At 69.0% G+C, this 18,994-nt stretch carries 17 protein-coding genes; 10 read left to right on the forward strand and 7 right to left on the reverse strand.

Going from position 1 to position 18,994, the window contains the following annotated elements:
• Positions 1-30: 30 nt before the first annotated feature.
• The 3 genes from ACLKOY_RS12465 to ACLKOY_RS12475 all read left to right on the forward strand — a co-directional run bounded on the left by ACLKOY_RS12465 (position 31) and on the right by ACLKOY_RS12475 (position 2,159).
• Positions 31-168, forward strand: a complete 138-nt coding sequence (locus ACLKOY_RS12465) for a hypothetical protein (protein WP_436453878.1) — start codon at positions 31-33, stop codon at positions 166-168.
• The gene (locus tag ACLKOY_RS12470) at positions 165-524 is read left to right on the forward strand and encodes a MarR family winged helix-turn-helix transcriptional regulator (protein ID WP_258184317.1); all 360 of its coding nucleotides are present in this window, start codon (positions 165-167) and stop codon (positions 522-524) included. Before ACLKOY_RS12465 ends, ACLKOY_RS12470 begins: the two co-directional genes overlap by 4 nt.
• A gap of 177 nt (positions 525-701) precedes the next feature.
• The gene (locus tag ACLKOY_RS12475; protein WP_436453879.1) at positions 702-2,159 is read left to right on the forward strand and encodes a DUF222 domain-containing protein; all 1,458 of its coding nucleotides are present in this window, start codon (positions 702-704) and stop codon (positions 2,157-2,159) included.
• A gap of 2 nt (positions 2,160-2,161) precedes the next feature.
• On the opposite strand, the gene ACLKOY_RS12480 is transcribed toward ACLKOY_RS12475, so the two are convergent.
• Genes ACLKOY_RS12480 through ACLKOY_RS12490 form a run of 3 tightly spaced genes read right to left on the reverse strand, consistent with a single transcriptional unit; the run spans position 2,162 to position 5,491 of the window.
• Positions 2,162-3,082: a cation diffusion facilitator family transporter gene (locus tag ACLKOY_RS12480; protein WP_436453880.1), complete on the reverse strand. Its 921-nt coding sequence runs from the start codon at positions 3,080-3,082 to the stop codon at positions 2,162-2,164.
• Between the two features lie 45 nt (positions 3,083-3,127).
• Positions 3,128-4,540 carry an MFS transporter gene (locus ACLKOY_RS12485; protein WP_436453881.1) on the reverse strand — a complete coding sequence of 471 codons (1,413 nt, stop codon included), beginning with the start codon at positions 4,538-4,540 and terminating at the stop codon, positions 3,128-3,130.
• Positions 4,541-4,591: 51 nt separating this feature from the next.
• Positions 4,592-5,491, reverse strand: coding sequence for an Lrp/AsnC family transcriptional regulator (locus ACLKOY_RS12490; RefSeq protein ID WP_363573701.1), 900 nt, complete (start codon positions 5,489-5,491; stop codon positions 4,592-4,594).
• A 222-nt stretch (positions 5,492-5,713) separates the two neighbouring features.
• On the opposite strand from ACLKOY_RS12490, the gene ACLKOY_RS12495 reads away from it, so the two are divergent.
• The 4 genes from ACLKOY_RS12495 to speB are packed head-to-tail and all read left to right on the forward strand — an operon-like array spanning position 5,714 to position 11,305.
• The gene (locus tag ACLKOY_RS12495) at positions 5,714-7,036 is read left to right on the forward strand and encodes an MFS transporter (protein ID WP_436453882.1); all 1,323 of its coding nucleotides are present in this window, start codon (positions 5,714-5,716) and stop codon (positions 7,034-7,036) included.
• On the forward strand, positions 7,033-8,721 hold the full coding sequence (locus tag ACLKOY_RS12500) for an amidohydrolase (protein WP_436453883.1): 1,689 nt from the start codon (positions 7,033-7,035) through the stop codon (positions 8,719-8,721). The genes ACLKOY_RS12495 and ACLKOY_RS12500 overlap by 4 nt, the downstream gene beginning before the upstream one ends.
• Before the next feature lie 26 nt (positions 8,722-8,747).
• The gene (locus ACLKOY_RS12505; RefSeq protein WP_436453884.1) at positions 8,748-10,352 is read left to right on the forward strand and encodes a thiamine pyrophosphate-binding protein; all 1,605 of its coding nucleotides are present in this window, start codon (positions 8,748-8,750) and stop codon (positions 10,350-10,352) included.
• Between the two features lie 2 nt (positions 10,353-10,354).
• The gene (gene speB, locus ACLKOY_RS12510) at positions 10,355-11,305 is read left to right on the forward strand and encodes an agmatinase (protein WP_436453885.1); all 951 of its coding nucleotides are present in this window, start codon (positions 10,355-10,357) and stop codon (positions 11,303-11,305) included.
• 24 nt (positions 11,306-11,329) lie between these two features.
• Here speB and ACLKOY_RS12515 read toward each other — a convergent pair whose 3' ends face one another.
• Entirely contained in the window at positions 11,330-12,226 is an 897-nt protein-coding gene (locus ACLKOY_RS12515; RefSeq protein ID WP_436453886.1) for a serine protein kinase RIO, read from the reverse strand.
• Between the two features lie 277 nt (positions 12,227-12,503).
• Between ACLKOY_RS12515 and ACLKOY_RS12520 the strand changes: the two genes are divergently transcribed.
• Positions 12,504-13,709, forward strand: coding sequence for an MFS transporter (locus ACLKOY_RS12520; RefSeq protein ID WP_436453887.1), 1,206 nt, complete (start codon positions 12,504-12,506; stop codon positions 13,707-13,709).
• A gap of 69 nt (positions 13,710-13,778) precedes the next feature.
• Here ACLKOY_RS12520 and ACLKOY_RS12525 read toward each other — a convergent pair whose 3' ends face one another.
• Complete coding sequence (locus ACLKOY_RS12525; RefSeq protein ID WP_363573713.1) at positions 13,779-14,696, reverse strand: AraC family transcriptional regulator; 918 nt, start codon at positions 14,694-14,696, stop codon at positions 13,779-13,781.
• Positions 14,697-14,766: 70 nt separating this feature from the next.
• Here ACLKOY_RS12525 and ACLKOY_RS12530 point away from each other — a divergent pair, with 70 nt between their 5' ends.
• Positions 14,767-15,228: a DUF3817 domain-containing protein gene (locus ACLKOY_RS12530; protein ID WP_436453888.1), complete on the forward strand. Its 462-nt coding sequence runs from the start codon at positions 14,767-14,769 to the stop codon at positions 15,226-15,228.
• A 42-nt stretch (positions 15,229-15,270) separates the two neighbouring features.
• Here the strand turns inward: ACLKOY_RS12530 and ACLKOY_RS12535 are convergent, their stop codons facing one another.
• Positions 15,271-15,957: a hypothetical protein gene (locus tag ACLKOY_RS12535; protein WP_436453889.1), complete on the reverse strand. Its 687-nt coding sequence runs from the start codon at positions 15,955-15,957 to the stop codon at positions 15,271-15,273.
• Between the two features lie 34 nt (positions 15,958-15,991).
• Entirely contained in the window at positions 15,992-16,960 is a 969-nt protein-coding gene (locus tag ACLKOY_RS12540; protein WP_436453890.1) for an NAD(P)/FAD-dependent oxidoreductase, read from the reverse strand.
• A 171-nt stretch (positions 16,961-17,131) separates the two neighbouring features.
• Between ACLKOY_RS12540 and dnaK the strand changes: the two genes are divergently transcribed.
• Positions 17,132-18,994, forward strand: a complete 1,863-nt coding sequence (dnaK, locus tag ACLKOY_RS12545; protein ID WP_140038354.1) for a molecular chaperone DnaK — start codon at positions 17,132-17,134, stop codon at positions 18,992-18,994.

Consider the following 18,994-nt stretch of genomic DNA (forward strand, 5'->3'; position numbering starts at 1 on the left):
GCGAGCGCGGACGCGGCTCGAGAGGCATGGGTGGACCGCACGGCTGGCACGGCGGGCCGCACTCCGACCACCCTGATCACGATGACCACTCTGACCACGACGACCGCGCCGACCCTGGGCATCCCGGGCATGGGCGCCCTGGGCGCCCGGGGATGCCGCCCTGGATGAACGACCCGTCCGGACGTTTCGGCGGACCGGCTCGCCTGCGGATGCTCGAGGCGCTCGCCGCGGCATCCGCCCCGCTCAGTGTCAGCGATCTCGGCGCGGCCATCGGCGTCGACCAGCCCAGGGCGTCGCGGCTCGTGCAGCAGGGAGTCGCGCACGGGTTCGTGCGCCGCGAGGCCGACCCCGACGATGCGCGACGCACCCGCATCGCGCTGACCGATGAGGGGCGCAAGGTCGCCCGCGGCATGCGGGGTGAGCGACGCGAGGCTCTCGGCAAGGCGCTCGCCTCATTCACGGAGGATGAGCGCGAGCAGCTCGCGACGCTGCTGAACAAGCTCGCCGACAACTGGGAGAGCTGACTCGCTCAGGTGGCCTACGGTGTCGGCCGGTGAGTGGCGGTCAGGCGATCAGCGTTCCAAGATCGTTCACCGGTGTTCCGGAACGCGGTTCCAGTGTTCCGGAATATGCTTCTGATCTGGGCGAAAAGCGCCTGATTCTGCGGCGCGAATGTCGGTGGCCCCGTATTGGATGGAGTCATGTCATCCCGCACTCGCTCCCTTATCGATCAGGTCGTCTCCGACCTCGATCGGGTGCTGTCCGACGACGCGCTGGCCGCGTTGTCCGACGCCGAACGGGTGGAGGTGCTGCAGGCGGCGGGCGCAGCGTTCCGGCGGGTCGAGGCCGTGGTGGTCGAGACGATCGCGACGGGGGATGCGGTGGAGTTTCCCCATTCCACGGGATGCCGCACGCAGAACGAACTGCTGCAGCGCGCGCTGCTGACAGACATGCGCGGGGCGACGCGCGTCGGCAAGGTCGTCGATCTGGTGCGGCGGAGGGTGAACATCGTTTCCGGTGATCGGCTGCCTGCACGGTGGCCGGCGCTGCGAGAGGCGATGCTCGACGGTGCGATCGGAGTAGCGGGGATGCTCGCCGCGACGGAGCCGATCGAGAAGGTGTCGTATCGCATCAGCGCCGACGATCGGCTCAACGCCGACAAATGTCTCGCCCGTGCGGCGCGGGGCATCAGGCCCGACCCAGAGGCCGGCCCCGGCGCGGAGGTTCAGGGCCCAGCGCCGACGCTGGAAGAGCTGACGCTCCTTGCAGAGACATTGGTCGCGCTGCTCGACCCCGACGGAGAAGAGCCCGGCGACGAGCCTGCCCGCCGCCGGGGCATAACCCTCGGGCGGGTGCGAGACGGATTGCGGTCGATCAAGGGATATCTGACGCCCGAAGTCGCGGCCCAGCTCGAGCTGATCCTCGATGCACTGAACAACCCCAAGGGTGACGGGCCGCCGATGCCGGGGGTGGTGTTCACGCCCACCGATGGCAGCGCAGCCGACGATGACGCGGCAGAATCCCGAGACGGGGATCCGTACAATTCGGATCCCCGCGCCGTGATCGATGACCGCACGGCAGCGCAGAAGCGGCATGACGCACTCGCCGCCGCATTGGGGATCGCCGCCCGCCACAGAGACATGCCCACTCTCGGCGGCGCGGGTCCGACACTGGTTGTGACGGTCGACGCGAAGGATCTGGTCAGCGGGTCCGGCCGGGCGAGCGTCAGCGGGGCATGGGGGCAGTTGCCTCTGAGCGTCGCCTCGCACGTCGGATGCTCGGGGACGATCCAACGGGTCGTTTTCGACGAGGGTCGGATCATCGGGATCACGAGCACGGATCGGGTGTTCACCGTGCACCAACGGCGGGCCATCATCGCCCGCGACAAGGAGTGTCTCATCCCGGGGTGTCATGTTCCGGCGTCGTGGTGTGAGATCCATCACGTCACCGAACACGCCAGGGGTGGGCCGACGCATACGAATAACGGAGTTCCGCTGTGCTGGTGGCACCACCGAAGTCTGGGCACGTCTGGGTGGGAGATCCGGATGAACGACGGCGTTCCGCAAGTGCGAGGGCCGGGATGGTGGGACCCGGCACAGCGATGGCGCACCCCGCGGCTCAGTCTTCCTGAAGCGCCGGCCCTCGCGCGTGCCGGATGAGGTCAGACAACTGCGCCGAAATCCAGCGACTCCTCATCGTCGACCGAGAGCGACAGCACCACCGTCTCGACCGCCGCGTGCGCCTCGATCTGCTGCTCGATCGCGCGGAGGCTTCGGGCCACATCGTGTTCGCGGGCGTCTCCGGTCAGATCGATCTCGGCGACGATGAAGAGCCGGTTCGGGCCCACGTACTCGATGTGCAGATAGGTGAGCCGCTGGATCTGCGGCGACGAGAGCAGAGCGCGCCCGACCCGATCGCGCAGTGCGGGCGACGCGTTCGACCCCACGAGAAAGGCGATGTTGCGGCGAATCAGGATGATCGCGACCACGCCCAGCAGCACTCCGACGAGGATCGACCCCACGGCATCCCACGTGGCGACCCCGGTGATCTGGTGGATCGCGATCGCACCGGCCGCGATCACCAGCCCGATCAGCGCGGCCATGTCCTCGAAGAACACCGCCCGCAGCGTCGTATCGCTCGTATCGAGCACGTAGTCCCAGGTCGACGATCCGCGCTCGCGCGCCAATCGCCGCGACTTCACCATCGCCTGCGTGAACGACGCTCCCTCGAGCACGAAGGCGATGCCGAGCACCGTGTACGCCACTCCGGGGCTCTCCACGGGGCCCGTCTCCGACAGCTCCTGCACGCCGTGCATGATCGACACGATCGAGCCGGCGGTGAAGATCCCGAACGCTGCGATCAACGACCACACGAACGCCGCGCGGCCGTATCCGAGCGGATGCCGCTCATCCTTCGCCCGTGCGCCGCGCCGGTCGGCGATGAGCAGGAACACCTCGTTGCCGGCATCCGCCCACGAATGCGCCGCCTCTGCGACCATCGACGCCGACGATGTGATCACCGCCGCGATCGTCTTGGCGATCGCGACGAGGATGTTGGCGAGAAAAGCGATGATGACCGTCACGCGGTCAGGCTACTCCCGCTACTCCGGCTACTCCGGCGCCGCCGCTCAGGCGCGCGGCGTCGCCTTGACCGGAAGCAGCAGCAGGAAGCCGGCGACCAGCACCAGCACGATGCCGAGGATGCCGTACGACGTCGAGCCCGAGAGCACGATCAGCAGGGTCCAGGCGCCGGATGCCATCCAGCTCGCCGCGCGCCCGGTCGTCGCGTAGAGGCCGAAGATCTCGCCCTCGCGCCCAGCAGGCGTGATGCGGGCGAGGAACGACCGCGACGCCGCCTGGGCGGGACCGACGAAGGCGCACAGCACCAGGCCACCGATCCAGAACACGATCGTGCCCGCATCCACCAGGAAGAACACCGCGAGTCCGGCGATCACCATGGCGGCGAGCGAGATGAGGATGATCCGCTTCGGGCCGAACCGGTCGTCGTAGCGCCCGGCGATGATCGTCGAGACGCCCGCGATGAGGTTCGCGGCGATGCCGAAGATCACGAGGTCGAGGAACGCGAAGTCGAAGACCTGACCCGCGATGATCGCGCCGAATGCGAAGACGCCGCCGAGTCCATCGCGGAACACGGCGCTCGAGAGCAGGAACCAGAACGTCTGGCGCGTGTCGGGGTTGCGGTAGAGGCCGATGACGTCCTTGACGAGCAGACCGTAGGAGGCGAAGAAGCCCACCTTGCGCTCGGGGCGCCCGAGCGACGGCTCCGGAACGTTGAGGAAGATCGGGATCGAGAAGACGATCGCCCAGATCGCGCACGCGACAGCGATGATGCGGAACGGCAGACCTGCGTCATCCGGCAGGCCGAACCAGTCGAACGTGTAGAAGATGACGACGAGGACGAGCGCGAGGATGCCGCCGATGTAGCCGAACCCCCAGCCGAGACCCGAGATGCGGCCGACGGTCTTCGGATTCGCGATGCCGATCAGCATGGCGTTCGAGTTGACCGCGGCGATCTCGCCGAACACGGATCCGGCCGAGATCAGCGCGACGCCGAGCCAGAACAGCGTCGGTGTCGGCTCGACGAACCACAGGCCGAACATGCACGCGACGAGCGCTCCGGTGCCGATCCCGAGCCAGAGCTTCTGGCGCCCCGCGGCATCCGCCCGCTGGCCCAGCACCGGTGCGATCAGCAGGATCGCGATTCCGGCGATCGTCGACCCGAGCCCCAGGCCCGACGCGAGGTCAGCCTCGGCCGCCTCGCGGATCGGGTCTTTCGCGTCGAGCCCGGCGATCTCCGCCGGAAGGAACGCCTCGGTGGTCAGGTACAGCGCCGTGAAGATGAAGGTGAGGATGACCGTGTTGAAGGGCTGCGTCGCCCAGTCCCACAGCGCCCACGAGTAGACCTGCTTCTTCGGTGCGGGGGTCTCGCCACGCAGGTCGAGGCCGATCACGCCGACCGCGCCGCTGTTCGCCGTCGCGGCGGGCTCGGGCACCTCGCTGCTCTGGGAGGAATCGCTCATGCTCGCAGTCTGGCGGCGCGCGGTGAACGGACGGTGACGGCGCGCCGCACGTCAGGGGTGGGGCATCGGCTCGCGCAGCGTCCGCGCATAGTCCTCTTTGAGCACGGCCAGGTGCAGCCACGCCTCGATGCGGGTGACGCCGGCGAGCGACCTCAGCCGCTCGAGACTCGCGTACAGCGCCCCTGCCGAGGGCTCGACGAGTGTGGCCACCGCATCGAAGCGCCCGAGGGTGCGCGCGGCGAAGTCGATCCCTCGCCCGGTCTTCAGCTCCTCGATCACCGCCTCGTCGTCGTGGTTGAGGTTCAGCCCGACACCCATCGACAGCTGTCGGTGCGCGAGACCCCTGGCCTCGACCGCGCTGATCTTGATGACCCCGCCGTCGATCAGCCGCTGCACCCGCGTCGCGACGGCCGAGGGAGAGAGGCGCACGGCCTCGCCCAGCGCGCGGAAGCTCATCCTTCCGTCGGACTGCAGTCGTTCGATGAGGTCTTCGTCGACCGTGTCGAGCGTGACGTCGCCGTGGTACTCCGAGACGAAGAAGCCCTTCACGACGGTGGAGTAGATGATCGTGTTGATGTCGAGCACGCCGTCGATAGCTCGGATCTGCGCCAGCAGGTCATGCAGATCGGCCATCGAGCCCAGGCGCACCTCGGTGACGAGGTCGTGGGCGCCGCCGACCGCCGAGACGAGCACGGTCTCGCTCATGTCGCGCAGGTGCTCGGCGACGATCTCGACGGCTCCATCGGTGCGGATCGACACGTGCGCGAGGACATGCTGGCCGAGGAACACCGGATCCACCGCGGCGACGACGCGCACGGTGCGATCGTCGAGCATCGCGCGCAGACGGGCGGCGACCGCGGCTCTCGACTGTCCGAGGCGCAGCGACAGCGAACGGATGCTGGCGCGACCGTCCTCCTGGAGAGCGCGGATGAGTTCGGCGTCGAAATCCATGGTTCAGCCCACATTCGTCAGTTTCCCGCGAACGCACTGTCGCAGGTGCATAAATGCAGTGTACGAGTCATCGCGACGGCTGAGTAGGCCAATAGTGTGCGACTCTACGAACACAACGTCAGTGAATCGACCCTCACACTGGAGTTCTGCCCTTGTTCTCTCGTCGATGCGTCCGTAGCATCCTTCGCTATCCGACATCTTCCGCAAAGGAGCGGGTCACACATGACTTCCACCCACACCAAGGCGCGACGCGCAGGCTTCGCCGCCTTCGTCGGCACCACCATCGAGTGGTACGACTTCTACGTCTACGCCACCGCCGCCGCCCTCGTCTTCGGTCCGCTGTTCTTCCCGAGCGGCGACCGTCTCGCCGAGACCGCCGCGGCCTTCGCGACCTTCGCCGTCGCCTTCCTCGTCCGCCCCCTCGGCGGCATCATCTTCGGCCACATCGGCGACAAGCTCGGCCGGCGCACGTCGCTCGTCATCACGCTGCTGCTGATGGGCGCGGCGACCGTGCTCGTCGGCTGCCTGCCGACCTACGAGAACATCGGCATCCTCGCCCCGATCCTCCTGATCCTGCTCCGCGCCGTGCAGGGCCTCGCGGTCGGCGGCGAATGGGGCGGCGCGGTGCTGATGAGCGTCGAGCACGCACCCGAGAAGTCGAAGACCTTCTACGGCGGCTTCACGCAGCTCGGCAACCCGGCCGGCGCCCTGCTGGCCTCGGGCATCTTCGCGATCATGTCGCGTGTCGGCGACGACTTCATCATCAACGGCGGCTGGCGCATCCCGTTCCTGCTGTCGATCGTGCTGGTCGGCGTCGGGTTCTGGGTGCGCTACCGCGTCGAGGAGACCCCCGTCTTCGAGGCGAAGATCGAGGGTCGCAAGCAGTCGATGCCCCTGGCCTACGCCCTGCGCACCAACTGGCGCCCGATCCTCCTCGGCATCGGCATCCTGCCCATCTCGACCGGCGGCTACTACCTCGCGACGACCTTCGCGACGGCCTACGCGACGGGCGACCCGATCGCGATCGACGAGCGCGTGATCCTCGACGCGATGACGATCGCCTCGTTCGTGGAGTTCGTGGTGACGCTGCCTGTCGCCTGGTTGGGCGACAAATGGGGCCGCAAGAACGTGATGTACATCGGTCTGATCACCTCGGTGCTCACCTTCGTCCCGTTCCTGCTGATCCTCCCGGGACGCGTCGAACCGCTGATCTTCCTCTTCGCCTCGCTGGTGCGCATCGCGATGAGCGCCACCTACGCCCCGATCGCCGCCCTGCTGGCCCAGATGTTCCGCCCGCAGTCCCGCTACACGTCGATCGCGCTGTCCTACGGCGTCGGTGCGGCGATCTGGGCCGGCTTCTCGCCCTGGTTCGCGACGCAGCTCATCGCCTGGACCGGCAGCATCTGGTCGGTCATCGCGATGTTCACCGGTATGGCCGTGATCGCCGGCATCTGCACCAAGCTGGCCCCGCAGCACTCGGATGAGGCCCCGGTCACGGCATCGTTCACCGCCCGCACCGACACGACCGCGAACAGGCTGCCATGAGAAAGCTCACTCCCTTCGACCGTTCCGCCCAGACGACGCCGCAGCTGGTCACGGCTCGCCTGATCCAGACGGTGGATGCGGATGCCACGACCGCGACCGCCATGCTCACCGATCGCGGCCGCATCGTCGCGATCGGCACGGCGGACGAGTGCCAGGCGGCCGCCGACCGTGCGGGGCTCGTGCCCGAGCGCGTCGACCTCGGCGACGCGGTCGTCGTGCCCGGGTTCGTGGATGCGCACGCCCACCCCCTGATGTTCGGGCAGCTGATGACGTGGGTCGACTGCGGACCCGAGAAGGCCGACAGCATCCCCGAGATCGTGGCGCTGCTGAAGGCCGCAGCGGTCGACGCTCCCGCCGGACGCCCGGTGCGCGGCTACGGCTACGAGCAGCGCAACCTCGCCGAGAAGCGGCATCCCACCCGCTTCGAGCTCGACGAGGTCGCGACCGACCGCGAGGTCTATCTGATGAACGCCTCGGGTCACGGCGGCGTCGTCAACTCGTACACGCTCACGAAGAACGGCGTCGACCGAGACACCCCCAACCCCGAGGGCGGCGAGTTCTTCCGCGACGCCGACGGCGAGCTGACGGGTGAGCTCTCGGATGCCGCGTGCAACATCCTCACCGGCGTGCACGGGGTCAAGATCGGTCACCACGGGCCGAACTTCCATCTCGCCGACGAGCCGGAGGAGCACCTGCGACAGCTGGATGCCGCGACGCAGCGGTTCCTCGCCGGGGGAGTCACCTCGATCGGCGACTGCCAGGTCACGCGCCGTGAGTTCGACATGTACCTGCGTCTCGCCGAGGCCGGCCGCCTCGAGCTGCGGGTGTCGATGTACCTGCTGTCGCACCTGCTCGACGACGCGCTCGAGATGGGCCTCGTCGGCCAGTTCGGCAACGCCCACCTCAGCTTCGCCGGCATCAAGCTCTACGCCGACGGCACGCTCGGCGGCTGGACCGCGTACTTCCCCGACGGATACGTCGGCGACCCCTGCCGCACGGGCCAGCTGTATCACGAGCCCGCAGAGTACGCGGCGCTCATCAGCCGAGCGCACGTCGCCGGGCTGCAGACAGCGACGCACGCGCAGTCGCCGACCGCGATCGAGATGGTCGTGTCGGCGATCGAGGCGGCTCTCGCCGAACGTCCCGACTCCGATGCGCGCCATCGCATCGAGCACTGCGGCCTGCCGACGCCCGAGCAGATCGACAGGATGGCGGCCTCCGGCATCCGCCCCGTCAATCAGACCCAGCACTACTTCAACTGGGGCGAGGGAGTGGAAGAGGCGATCGGCACCCCGGGTGAGCGCTTCAACCCGCTCGGCGAGTTCGAGCGTGCGGGGGTGCCGTTCACGATCTCGTCGGACGCACCCGTGGCAGAGCCCATCCCGCTCGAGGCGATCCAGACGGCTGTCACCCGCGTGACCCGTCGCGGCCACACGCTCGGACCCGACGATCTGCGGGTCTCCGCGCTCTCGGCTCTGCGCGCGCACACGATCGAAGGCGCCGTCTCGATCGGCCGCGAAGACGATCTCGGGTCGCTCGAAGTCGGAAAGTACGCCGATTTCGTCGTGCTCTCCGACGACCCGTTGGCGGTCGATGCCGACGACATCTCGTCGATCGCCGTGCGTGAGACGTGGGTCGACGGCGCACGTCGCCACGTGGCCGCCGCGGCGATGGCGTCGGCATGAGCGCCCCGATGGACGAGGATGCGAGCATGAGCGACGACCGTTATGCCGATACCGCCGGCCGCGCGGTGCTCGAGACCATCCGTGGCTACGGAGTGGACGCCGTGTTCGGCATCCCCGGCACGCACAACCTCGAGCTGTACCGTCCGCTCGCCGACCTCGGCATCCGCGCGGTGACCAACCGGCACGAGCAGGGCTCGGGCTACGGGGCCGACGGCTGGGCGCAGCAGACAGGGCTGCCCGGTGTCGTGATCACGACGTCCGGACCCGGCCTGCAGAACGCGATGAGCGCGATCGGCACGGCGTTCTGCGAATCACGGCCGATGATCGTGCTCTCGCCGGGCGTGCCGCTCGGATCGGAGTTCGCCGATGTCGGCACGCTGCACGAGACGAAGGATGCCACGGCCATGGTCGGCGCGATCGCCGAGTGGTCGCGCCGCGTGACCAGCGCCGCCGAGGCGGTCGAGGCCGTGCACGACGCGTTCACGCTCTTCCAGACCGGCCGCCCCCGCCCCGTGCACATCGAGATCCCCCTCGACGTGCTCGAGGCCCCGGCCGATGTCCCCGCGGAGGCGCGCCACCCCAGGGCGATGCCTCCGCGGGTGTCGGGTGATCGCGCTGCGCTCGCCGAGGCCGCGCGTCTGCTCCGGGGTGCGCAGCGACCGGTGATCGTCGCGGGCGGCGGATCAGTCGCCGCCGCGCACGAGGTCACGACCATCGCCGAACGGCTCGGCGCACCCGTGCTCACCACGCTCAACGGCAAGGGCGTCATCGACGAGCGGCATCCGCTGTCGCTCGGCTCGAACCTGCGTCTCGCCGCGGCCCGGGAAGTGGCCGAGGGTGCCGACGTCGTGCTCGTGATCGGCTCGAAGCTCGGTGAGGCCGAGCTCTGGGCGCCGAGGCTGGAGGCGCGCGGCGCGGTCGTGCGCATCGACATCTCGCCGCTGCAGCTGAGCAAGAACCTCGCCGCGACCGTCGGAATCATCGGCGATGCCGCGGCGGTCGGCGCCGCGCTGCTCGCGTTCCTGCCCGACGGCGGCCGTCCCGCTCGCGACCTCACGGTCGAGCGCGCCGCGATCGACGCCGAGATGCGTGACACCGCGCCCGAGACGGTCGCGCTGGCCGAGCTCATCGCCGAGGCACTTCCCGACAATGCGATCGTCGCCGGCGACTCCTCGCAGATCGTCTACATGGCGCTCGGCAGCGTGCTGCGCTCGCGGCATCCGCATTCGCTGCTCTACACACCCACGTACGCCACGCTCGGCTACGGCCTGCCGGCCGCGATCGGTGCGCGGGTCGCGCAGACCGAGCATCCCGTGGTCACCGTGATCGGAGACGGTGCGCTGATGTTCTGCGTGAACGAGCTCGTGACGGCCGTGGAGCAGCGGCTCGACGTGACCGTCGTGTGCGTCGACAACGGCGGCTACGCCGAGATCCGCCAGAACGAGGTCGACCGTGGCATGACGCCCGTCGGCGTCGATCTCGTGCAGCCCGACTGGGCAGCCCTCGCGACCGCGTTCGGCGCCACGGGGCGCCGGGTCGACGACCGAGAAGACATCGTGCCGAGCATCCGCGACGCCATCGCCGCCGGCGGAGTGCAGCTCGTGCACATCCCCATGCAGAGACAGGACTGAACATGACCGACAACGTGGGCCCCATCGACGCCTCCGTGAATCCCCGGTATTCGGGGATCGCGACCTTCGCGCGCCTGCCGAGGATCGAAGACGTGCCGCGCGCCGACATCGCCGTCGTCGGCATCCCCTTCGACTCCGGCGTGAGCTACCGGCCGGGCACCCGCTTCGGCCCGTCGCACGTGCGCGAGTCCTCGCGCCTGCTGCGTCCCTACAACCCCGCGCAGGACGTCTCGCCCTTCGCGGTCGCGCAGGTGGTGGATGCCGGTGACATCCCGGTCAACCCGTTCGACCTCACCGAGGCGGTGACCGAGGTCGAACGCGCCGCGCTCGCGCTCGGCGAGCAGGTGCAGCGCATCGTCACGATCGGCGGCGACCATACGGTCGCGCTGCCGCTGCTGCGGGCGGTGGCGGCGAAGCACGGCCCGGTCGCCGTGCTGCACTTCGACGCGCACCTCGACACGTGGGACACCTACTTCGGTGCACCGATCACCCACGGCACGCCCTTCCGTCGGGCGAGCGAAGAGGGGCTGATCGACCTCACCGCGAGCTGCCACGTCGGCACCCGCGGGCCGCTGTACTCGAAGCAGGACCTCGAAGACGACGAGCGCCTGGGCTTCTCGATCGTGTCGAGCGAGTACATCGAGGAGCACGGCGTCGAGGCCGGCATCCAGCGCATCCTGCAGCGCGTCGGCGACAAGCCGCTGTACGTGTCGATCGATATCGACGTGCTCGACCCCGCCCACGCTCCCGGCACCGGCACGCCGGAGGCTGGCGGCCTCACGAGCCGTGAACTGCTGCGGATCCTCCGTGCGCTGGGCGATCGTGACATCGTCGGCGCAGACGTCGTCGAGGTGTCACCCGCCTACGACCACGCGCAGATCACCGGAATCGCGGCGAGCCACGTCGTGTACGAGCTGGTGTCGCTGCTCGCCGCCCGCATCGGCCGCGACTGACACGCCTCTCACGCACGGCACCTCTCACGCATACGACGCCGCGAGCATCTCGGCGAAGAGCTCCTCGGCGTCGCGGTCGACGCGGCGGCGGGTGAACCAGTCGCAGATGTTGACGCAGTCGCGGTGCAGCAGGTCGAGTCCCTGCGGGTTCGCGATGATGTCGACGATCTGCGGCAGGTCGATCACCCGCACGCGCCCGTCGTGCACGAGCAGGTTGTAGGCCGAGAGGTCGCCATGGGCGAAGCCCGCCGTGGCGAAGATGCGCATGAGGTCGACGATCTGGTCGTACAGGTCGGCGAGCTCGCCCCGGTCGCTGCGCACGGCCGCCAGCCGGGGTGCCGCGACGCCGTTCGCATCGCCGATGAACTCCATCAGCAGCTCCGTGCCGTTCACCTGCACGGGGTACGGCACCGGTGCTCCGAGTGCCCACATGCGGCACAGGGCGTCGAACTCCGCGAACGACCACTGCGCGGCGGCGACGGCTCGACCGTGCTCGGACTTCTTCGCGAGGGCTCGGGTGTCGCGGGTGTTCCTGGTGCTGCGGCCCTCGGTGTAGACGCCCGAGCGATGGAAGCTGCTGTGGTCGGAGTCGCGATAGCGCTTGGCCGCGAGCAGAGTGCGCTGGGTCGGATCGTCCGGCACGGCGCGTTCGAGCAGGAACACGTCGGCCTCCTTGCCGGTCTTGAGGATGCCGAGTTCGGTGTCGAGCGCGCCGGCGCTCGTCACGACCCAGTCGGGCCGGGGGAGCGGTCCGCGCTCCGACGGCGTGATCGCCGGCCAGGTGGTCCAGCGCTGCTGGTCGCCGGGTTCGACGTCGGCGAACGTGGGAACGGATTCGAAGGGGGATGCGTCGAACGTCGGCGCAATGGAAAGACGAGAAGAGGTGGTGGATGCTTCGGAAGAAGCGAAGAGATCAGACACGATGTGGCTCCGAGAGAGGGAGGCCACGCGCGGATCAGGAGCGGGGGGCCTCGAGAGGAAGGATGTCGGCGAGGGGCACGACAGAGACGGTGTTCATGTCATCCACTCCTCTCGCTGGGCCTTCCGGGAGAACCCCGGTGCGTCGTCGAGCCTAGGGGGTGCGGCCGGATGCTGTCCAGACCCGGGTGTCCCGTCTGGCCGCGCGGTCCGGACGAATGGTCGGATGCCGTGGACGCCGCGTCGGGCGAGCGCCCCCGACACCTGCGAGCGTGGAACCATGACGACGACCGCGCCCGTACCCGTGACGACCGCCCGCACCGAGAGCATCCGCTATGGCGGCCTCATCGTGCTGATGCTGATGGGCTTCCTGCTCGTGACGGCCGAGTTCCTGCCCAACGGCGTACTCACCGAGATGGCCGATGCTCTCGGGGTGACCCCCGGCCAGGCCGGTCAGACCGTCACGGTCACCGCGCTCGTCGGCCTGATCGTCGCGCCGACGGTGGGGCTGATCTTCCCCCGCCTCGACCGCCGCTCGCTGCTCGTCTGGATGGCGCTCGCCGCAGCGGTGTCGAATCTCATCGTCGCGATCGCACCCAACCTGATCATCGTGCTGCTCGCGCGATTCCTGCTCGGTGCCGCGATCAGCGCCTTCTGGGCCATGTCGATCACGGTCGCGGCACGCCTGGCAGGCCCAGAGCACCTCGGGCGGGGCGTCATGTTCACCTCGGCAGGCGTCTCGCTCGCGACCGTCGCCGGAGTGCCGCTCGGTGTGATGCTCAGCGAGATCGTCGACTGGCAGACGGTGTTCGCGATCGCGGGCGTGCTCATGGTGCTGCTGGCCGTGGCGTTGCGGTTCATGCTCCCGTCGGTCCCGGCCGAGCAGGGGGCCAGCATCCGGCTCCTCGTCGACACCCTGCGTCGTCCGGGCATCGGGCTCGGCATGGTCGGGCACGTGCTCGTCGTGCTCGGCCACTTCCTCGCCTACACGTACGTGCGACTCGCGCTCGAGCGCATCCCCGAGATCGAGCCGTCGACGATCATCCTCCTGCTCGCCCTCTTCGGACTCGGAGGCCTCGCCGGCAACCTCGGGCTCGGGTTCTTCATCGACCGCACCTTCGGCTTCTTCGCGGTGTTCGCCCCGCTGGTGATCGCCGTGTCGGTGCTGTCGATGATCTTCCTGTCGGGCTCGGTGCTCGGCATCGCGATCGTCGTGCTCGTCTGGGGCTTCTTCTTCTCGTCGTGGCTGCTCGTGATCAACACGTGGGTGGGGCACCGCACGCCCGACCGCCTCGAAGCCGGCGGAAGCCTCGTCGTGGTGGGATTCCAGGGAGCGATCACGATCGCCGCCGGTGTCGGCGGGCTGCTGGTCGACACCCTCGACGTGGAGTTCGTCTACGTGCTCGGGGCGGTGTCTCTGCTGGTCGGCGCCGTGCTCTTCGGAATGTCGAACCGCCGGAGCGTCGCGGCGGCGAGGCTCGCCTGACCGGGGGCGGGGGCGGGGGCGGGGGCGGGGGCGGGGGCGGGGGCGGCGGCGGGGGAGGGGACGGTGGGCTCAGGCCGGGACCGCGGTGAGCTGTGATGCGCGCCAGGCCGACGGAGTCATCCCGGTGCGGCGGCGGAACGCGCGGCTGAACCCCTCGTCCGAGGCGTAGCCCAGCTCGCGCGACGTCTCGCTGACCGAGCGCCCCTCGCTCAGCATCCGCTTCGCCGCGTCGACGCGCACCTCGGTGACGTAGTCGGCGGGCGAGCGACCGATCGCGCTGCGGAACCGTTCGGCGAACACCGACCGCGACATCGCCCCGACGCTCGCGAGGCGCTCGACCGTCCAGTCGCGCCCTGGTTGCTCGTGGATCGCCTCGACGACGCGATCGAGGAAAGGGTCGTTCGACACCGAGGGCCAGCCGGCCGGCGCGCAGCCGTTCGCCGCCCACGCGCGGATCACCGAGAGCAGCACGGTCTGCGCCATCATCCGGCAGATCACCGGGTCGCCCTGGCGTGAGGGGCACGTGGCGGGATCGGTGGGTCCCATGCTCCCGGCGAGTGCGGCTGCAGCGGGTTCCAGCGCGGCGAACGACATGACGGTGATCGGATCGGGAAGGAGCGCGGCGATCATCGCGGCGCTGTCGGAGAACTCGAGGTCGACGACGACGAGGTCGGTCACCCCGTCGGCCTCGAGGGCGATCGACGCGCGGCCGAGCGTCAGGAACGCGTCTCCGGCGACCAGGTTCGTGTGCAGCGGGCGATCATCCACGGTCACGATCTGCGCTGCACGGTCGACGTCGAGTCGGCATCCGGTGGTCAGCGGGGGATGCCCGTGCACCGAGCCCGCGGCGATGTAGACGAGGGTGGCCGAGCCCGAGGGGATCGGCAGCAGGCCGCCGGTGGTGAGGGCGACGCGGCGGGCGATGCCGACACGGAGGTCGACGGAGTCGAGCACGTGCCCGAGGGCTGCGGAGTCGACGGTCACCATGCCTTCGGCAACGCCCGGGGGCGCATAGCTATTCCGGATACGCTGGACGGACCCCCACCCGAGGAGTCCCGTGTTCCGCACACCCGACCGCCTGTTCCGAGTTCTCGCGATCGCGGAGGCGATCACCTGGACCATCCTGATCTCGGCGATCATCGCCCGTGCCGTCGGCGCACCCGGTGTCGTCGTCACCATCGGCGGTGGCATCCACGGTTTCGTGTTCCTCGCGTACGCCGCGACGGCGGTGCTCGTCGCGCTCAATCAGCGCTGGCACCTCGGCGTCGCATTCCTCGCCGTGGCCAGCGCCATCGTTCCCTACGCGACGATCCCGATGGAGATCTGGCTGCACCGCACCGGCCGCCTGGCGGGCGAGTGGCGACTGGAGCAGACGCAGGATCCTCGCGATGCGCGCTGGTACGACAGGCTCATGCGCTGGTTCCTGCGCCGCCCGTGGGTCCTGGCGATCCTGCTCGCCGTCGGCATCGTCGCGCTGTACGTGATCCTGCTGCTCGTGGGTCCGCCCGGCGGCAAGTGAGTTCCGCCCGACCTCAGCTGAGCGGATGCCGGCCGGCCGGCGTCACTGGATGACGACGGCGTTCTTGTCGATGACCTCGGCCATCGTGGCCTGCATGTCGCCGCCGGTGCAGTCGACGATCACGTAGAGCCCGACCCCCGTCGCGGTGAAGGCCCGCGCGGCCATCGCCCACTCGCGGTCGGCCTCTTCGCCGACGACCTGGCGATTCTCGACATCGGTGTTGCCGCCGACCTGATAGCTGAACGATCCGGTGGTCGAGAGCGGGGTGATCGCGGCGGCGTCCGCTTCGCCGAGGATGACGGCGAGCATGGCATCCGAGCTGACGCTGTCGTCGCCGGCAACCGTCGGCACATCGGGGATCAGGCCCTGCCAGAACTGGGCCGTGCAGGTGTCGTCGATCGTGCCGTAGGTCCAGCCTCCGTTGCCGTCGTCCGGCTTGACGATCTTCCAGCCGTCGTCGGCGATCAGCCCGTCGCCCCACTGGATGTATGCCGCTGCGGGGATGTCGGCGCCGTCTGCGAAGGTCATGGTCGAGGGCAGATCGCCGGAGGGCTCCTCGGAGGGCTGCTCCGACGGGATCGCGGTCGGGGAGGGATCGGGGCCGTCGCCGTCGGGAGTGTTCGCGGGGATCTGCGCGTACAGGCACCCGCTCAGCGGCAGCACCGCCAGGGCGACCACCGACGCGGCGGCGAGGCGGACCAGCGGAGAGACCTGCGAGATGCGCGTCATGCCGGTCAGCCTAGTCGCCGGTGTGCCGGCTGATTCAGTGCGCCGTGGCGATGCCGACCGCATCGTGCACCATGACCGACGCGACCCTCGCGCCCGCGCCTGCTGCGACGATCAGCTGCTGGGGGCCGGGGATCGCCGCATCACCGGCGGCATAGAGCCCCGGGATGTCGGTGCGGCCCGACCGATCGGTGACGAGGTGCCCGTCGCGGTCGATCGCGGGCGCGAAGCCGTGCAGGAACGACAGATCGGTCTGCCACTCGGGCCGCACGAAGCCGCCCTCGACGGCGACGACGGTGCCGTCGGTCAGCCTGATCGCCTCGATGCGCCCGCGGTCTCCGACGAGCTCGGCGATCGGATGCCGCAGCACGGCGACTCCCGACGAGGCGAGCTCGGCCTCCTCCTCGGGCGCGACCGTGTCGGCGCCGAGGGTGAAGAGGGTGAGGCTCTCGGTCCAGCGCGAGATGAGTCGGGCGCGGTCGGCGAGATCGGGCGTCTCACCGATGAGGGCGAGTCGCCGCCCTCGCAGCTCCCATGCGTCGCAGGCCGCGCAGCTGAACAGGCTGATGCCGTAGAAGCCGCGGAGGTTCGGGACGTCGGGAAGGGTCTCGTGCAGACCCGTCGCGAGCAGTACGTTCCGGGCGGTCACCACGTCCGTGGGATCCTTGCGGCCGATGGATGCCGTGAAGAGGGCATCCCCTGCATCCGTCCCCTCCTCCGCGGCAGCGGCCGACCTGCTCAGCTCGAGCACCTTGACGCGCGTGCGCACCTCGATGTTGGGGTAGGCGGCGAGCTCGTCGCGGGCCATGCGGCGCAGCTCGTGCGGGGCCACCCCGTCACGCGTGAGGAAGCCGTGCGAGTTCAGGGTGGCGGCGTTGCGCGGGCGGTCGGCGTCGACCACGAGCACGCGCATGAGCGAACGCCCCAGGTTGAGAGCGGCGGACAGCCCCGCAGGGCCACCGCCGATCACGAGCACGTCGTAGGTGTCCGTGTCAGGCGTTCGCACAGCCTCAGTCTGCCACCTCGGAGGGGCGGAGGATAAAGTTGAGCCAGGTCGTATCAACTTCATTTGACAGCCTCCGGAGGTCGGAGTACAGTTGAGTCATCGCGACTCAGGTTTCCCTGATCGCCCCGGATTTTCAGACCCATATCAACCTCAGCAACTAAGGAGAATCACATGGCACGTGCTGTTGGAATCGACCTCGGTACGACGAACTCCGTCGTCAGCGTCCTCGAGGGTGGCGAGCCGAAGGTCATCGCCAATGCCGAGGGCTTCCGCACCACCCCTTCGGTCGTCGCATTCACGAAGGACGGCGAGGTGCTCGTCGGCGAGACCGCGAAGCGCCAGGCCGTCACGAACGTCGACCGCACCATCGCATCCGTCAAGCGCCACATGGGCACCGACTGGACGTTCGACGTCGACGGCAAGAAGTGGACGCCGCAGGAGATCTCCGCGCGCATCCTCCAGAAGCTCAAGCGCGACGCCGAGTCGTACCTGGGCGACACGGTGACGGATGCCGTCATCACGGTCCCTGCGTACTTCAACGACGCCGAGCGTCAGGCCACCAAGGAGGCCGGCGAGATCGCGGGACTCAACGTCCTGCGCATCATCAACGAGCCCACCGCCGCCGCTCTGGCCTACGGTCTCGACAAGGGCAAGGAAGACGAACTCATCCTGGTCTTCGACCTCGGTGGCGGAACGTTCGACGTCTCGCTGCTCGAGGTGGGCAAGGACGACGACTTCTCGACCATCCAGGTGCGCTCCACCGCAGGTGACAACCGCCTCGGCGGTGACGACTGGGACCAGCGTCTCGTCGACCACCTGATCAAGCAGTTCAAGGAGACCACCGGCGTCGACGTCTCGGGCGACAAGATCGCCCTGCAGCGTCTCAAGGAGGCTGCCGAGCAGGCCAAGAAGGAGCTCTCCTCCTCGACCAGCACGAGCATCAACCTCCCGTACCTGTCGCTGACCGAGTCGGGCCCGGTGTCGCTGAGCGAGACCATCACCCGCGCGAAGTTCGAGGACCTCACCAAGGACCTGCTCGACCGCACCAAGAAGCCGTTCGAGGACGTCATCCGCGAAGCCGGCATCAAGGTCGCCGACATCGATCACATCGTGCTCGTGGGTGGATCGACCCGCATGCCCGCCGTCGCCGAGCTCGTCAAGCGCGAGACCGGCAAAGAGGCGAACAAGGGCGTCAACCCCGATGAGGTCGTCGCCGTGGGCGCCGCCCTTCAGGCCGGTGTCCTCAAGGGCGAGCGCAAGGACGTCCTGCTCATCGACGTCACCCCCCTCAGCCTCGGCATCGAGACCAAGGGCGGCATGATGACCAAGCTCATCGAGCGCAACACGGCCATCCCGACCAAGCGCAGCGAGACCTTCACCACGGCAGACGACAACCAGCCGTCCGTCGCGATCCAGGTCTTCCAGGGCGAGCGCGACTTCACCCGCGACAACAAGCCGCTGGGCACGTTCGAGCTCACCGGAATCGCCCCGGCTCCCCGTGGCATCCCGCAGATCGAGGTCACGTTCGACATCGACGCCAACGGCATCGTGCACGTGTCCGCCAAGGACAAGGGCACCGGCACCGAGAAGTCGATCGTCATCTCCGGCGGCTCGTCGCTGTCGAAGGAGGACATCGAGCGCATGGTGCGCGAGGCCGAGGAGCACGCGGCTGAAGACAAGGCGCGCCGCGAGGCCGCCGAGGTCCGCAACCAGGCCGAGACGCTCGCGTACTCGATCGACAAGCTGATCACCGAGAACGACGACAAGCTGCCTGAAGACGTGAAGACCGAGGTCAAGGCCGACGTCGATGCTCTCAAGACGGCTCTGGCCGGCGAAGACGACGAGGCCGTGAAGACCGCGTTCGACAAGCTGAACCAGTCTCAGGGCAAGATCGGCGAGGCCATCTACGCACAGTCCCAGGCGGAGGGCGCCCCGAGCGCCGACGCCGCGGGCGAGGCTCCGGCCGATGACAGCTCCTCCGACGAGGACGTCATCGACGCCGAGGTCGTCGACGACGAGGACGAGAAGAAGTAA

The sequence above is a fragment of the Microbacterium sp. K2 genome (assembly GCF_051365005.1).
Taxonomy (GTDB): domain Bacteria; phylum Actinomycetota; class Actinomycetes; order Actinomycetales; family Microbacteriaceae; genus Microbacterium; species Microbacterium foliorum_B.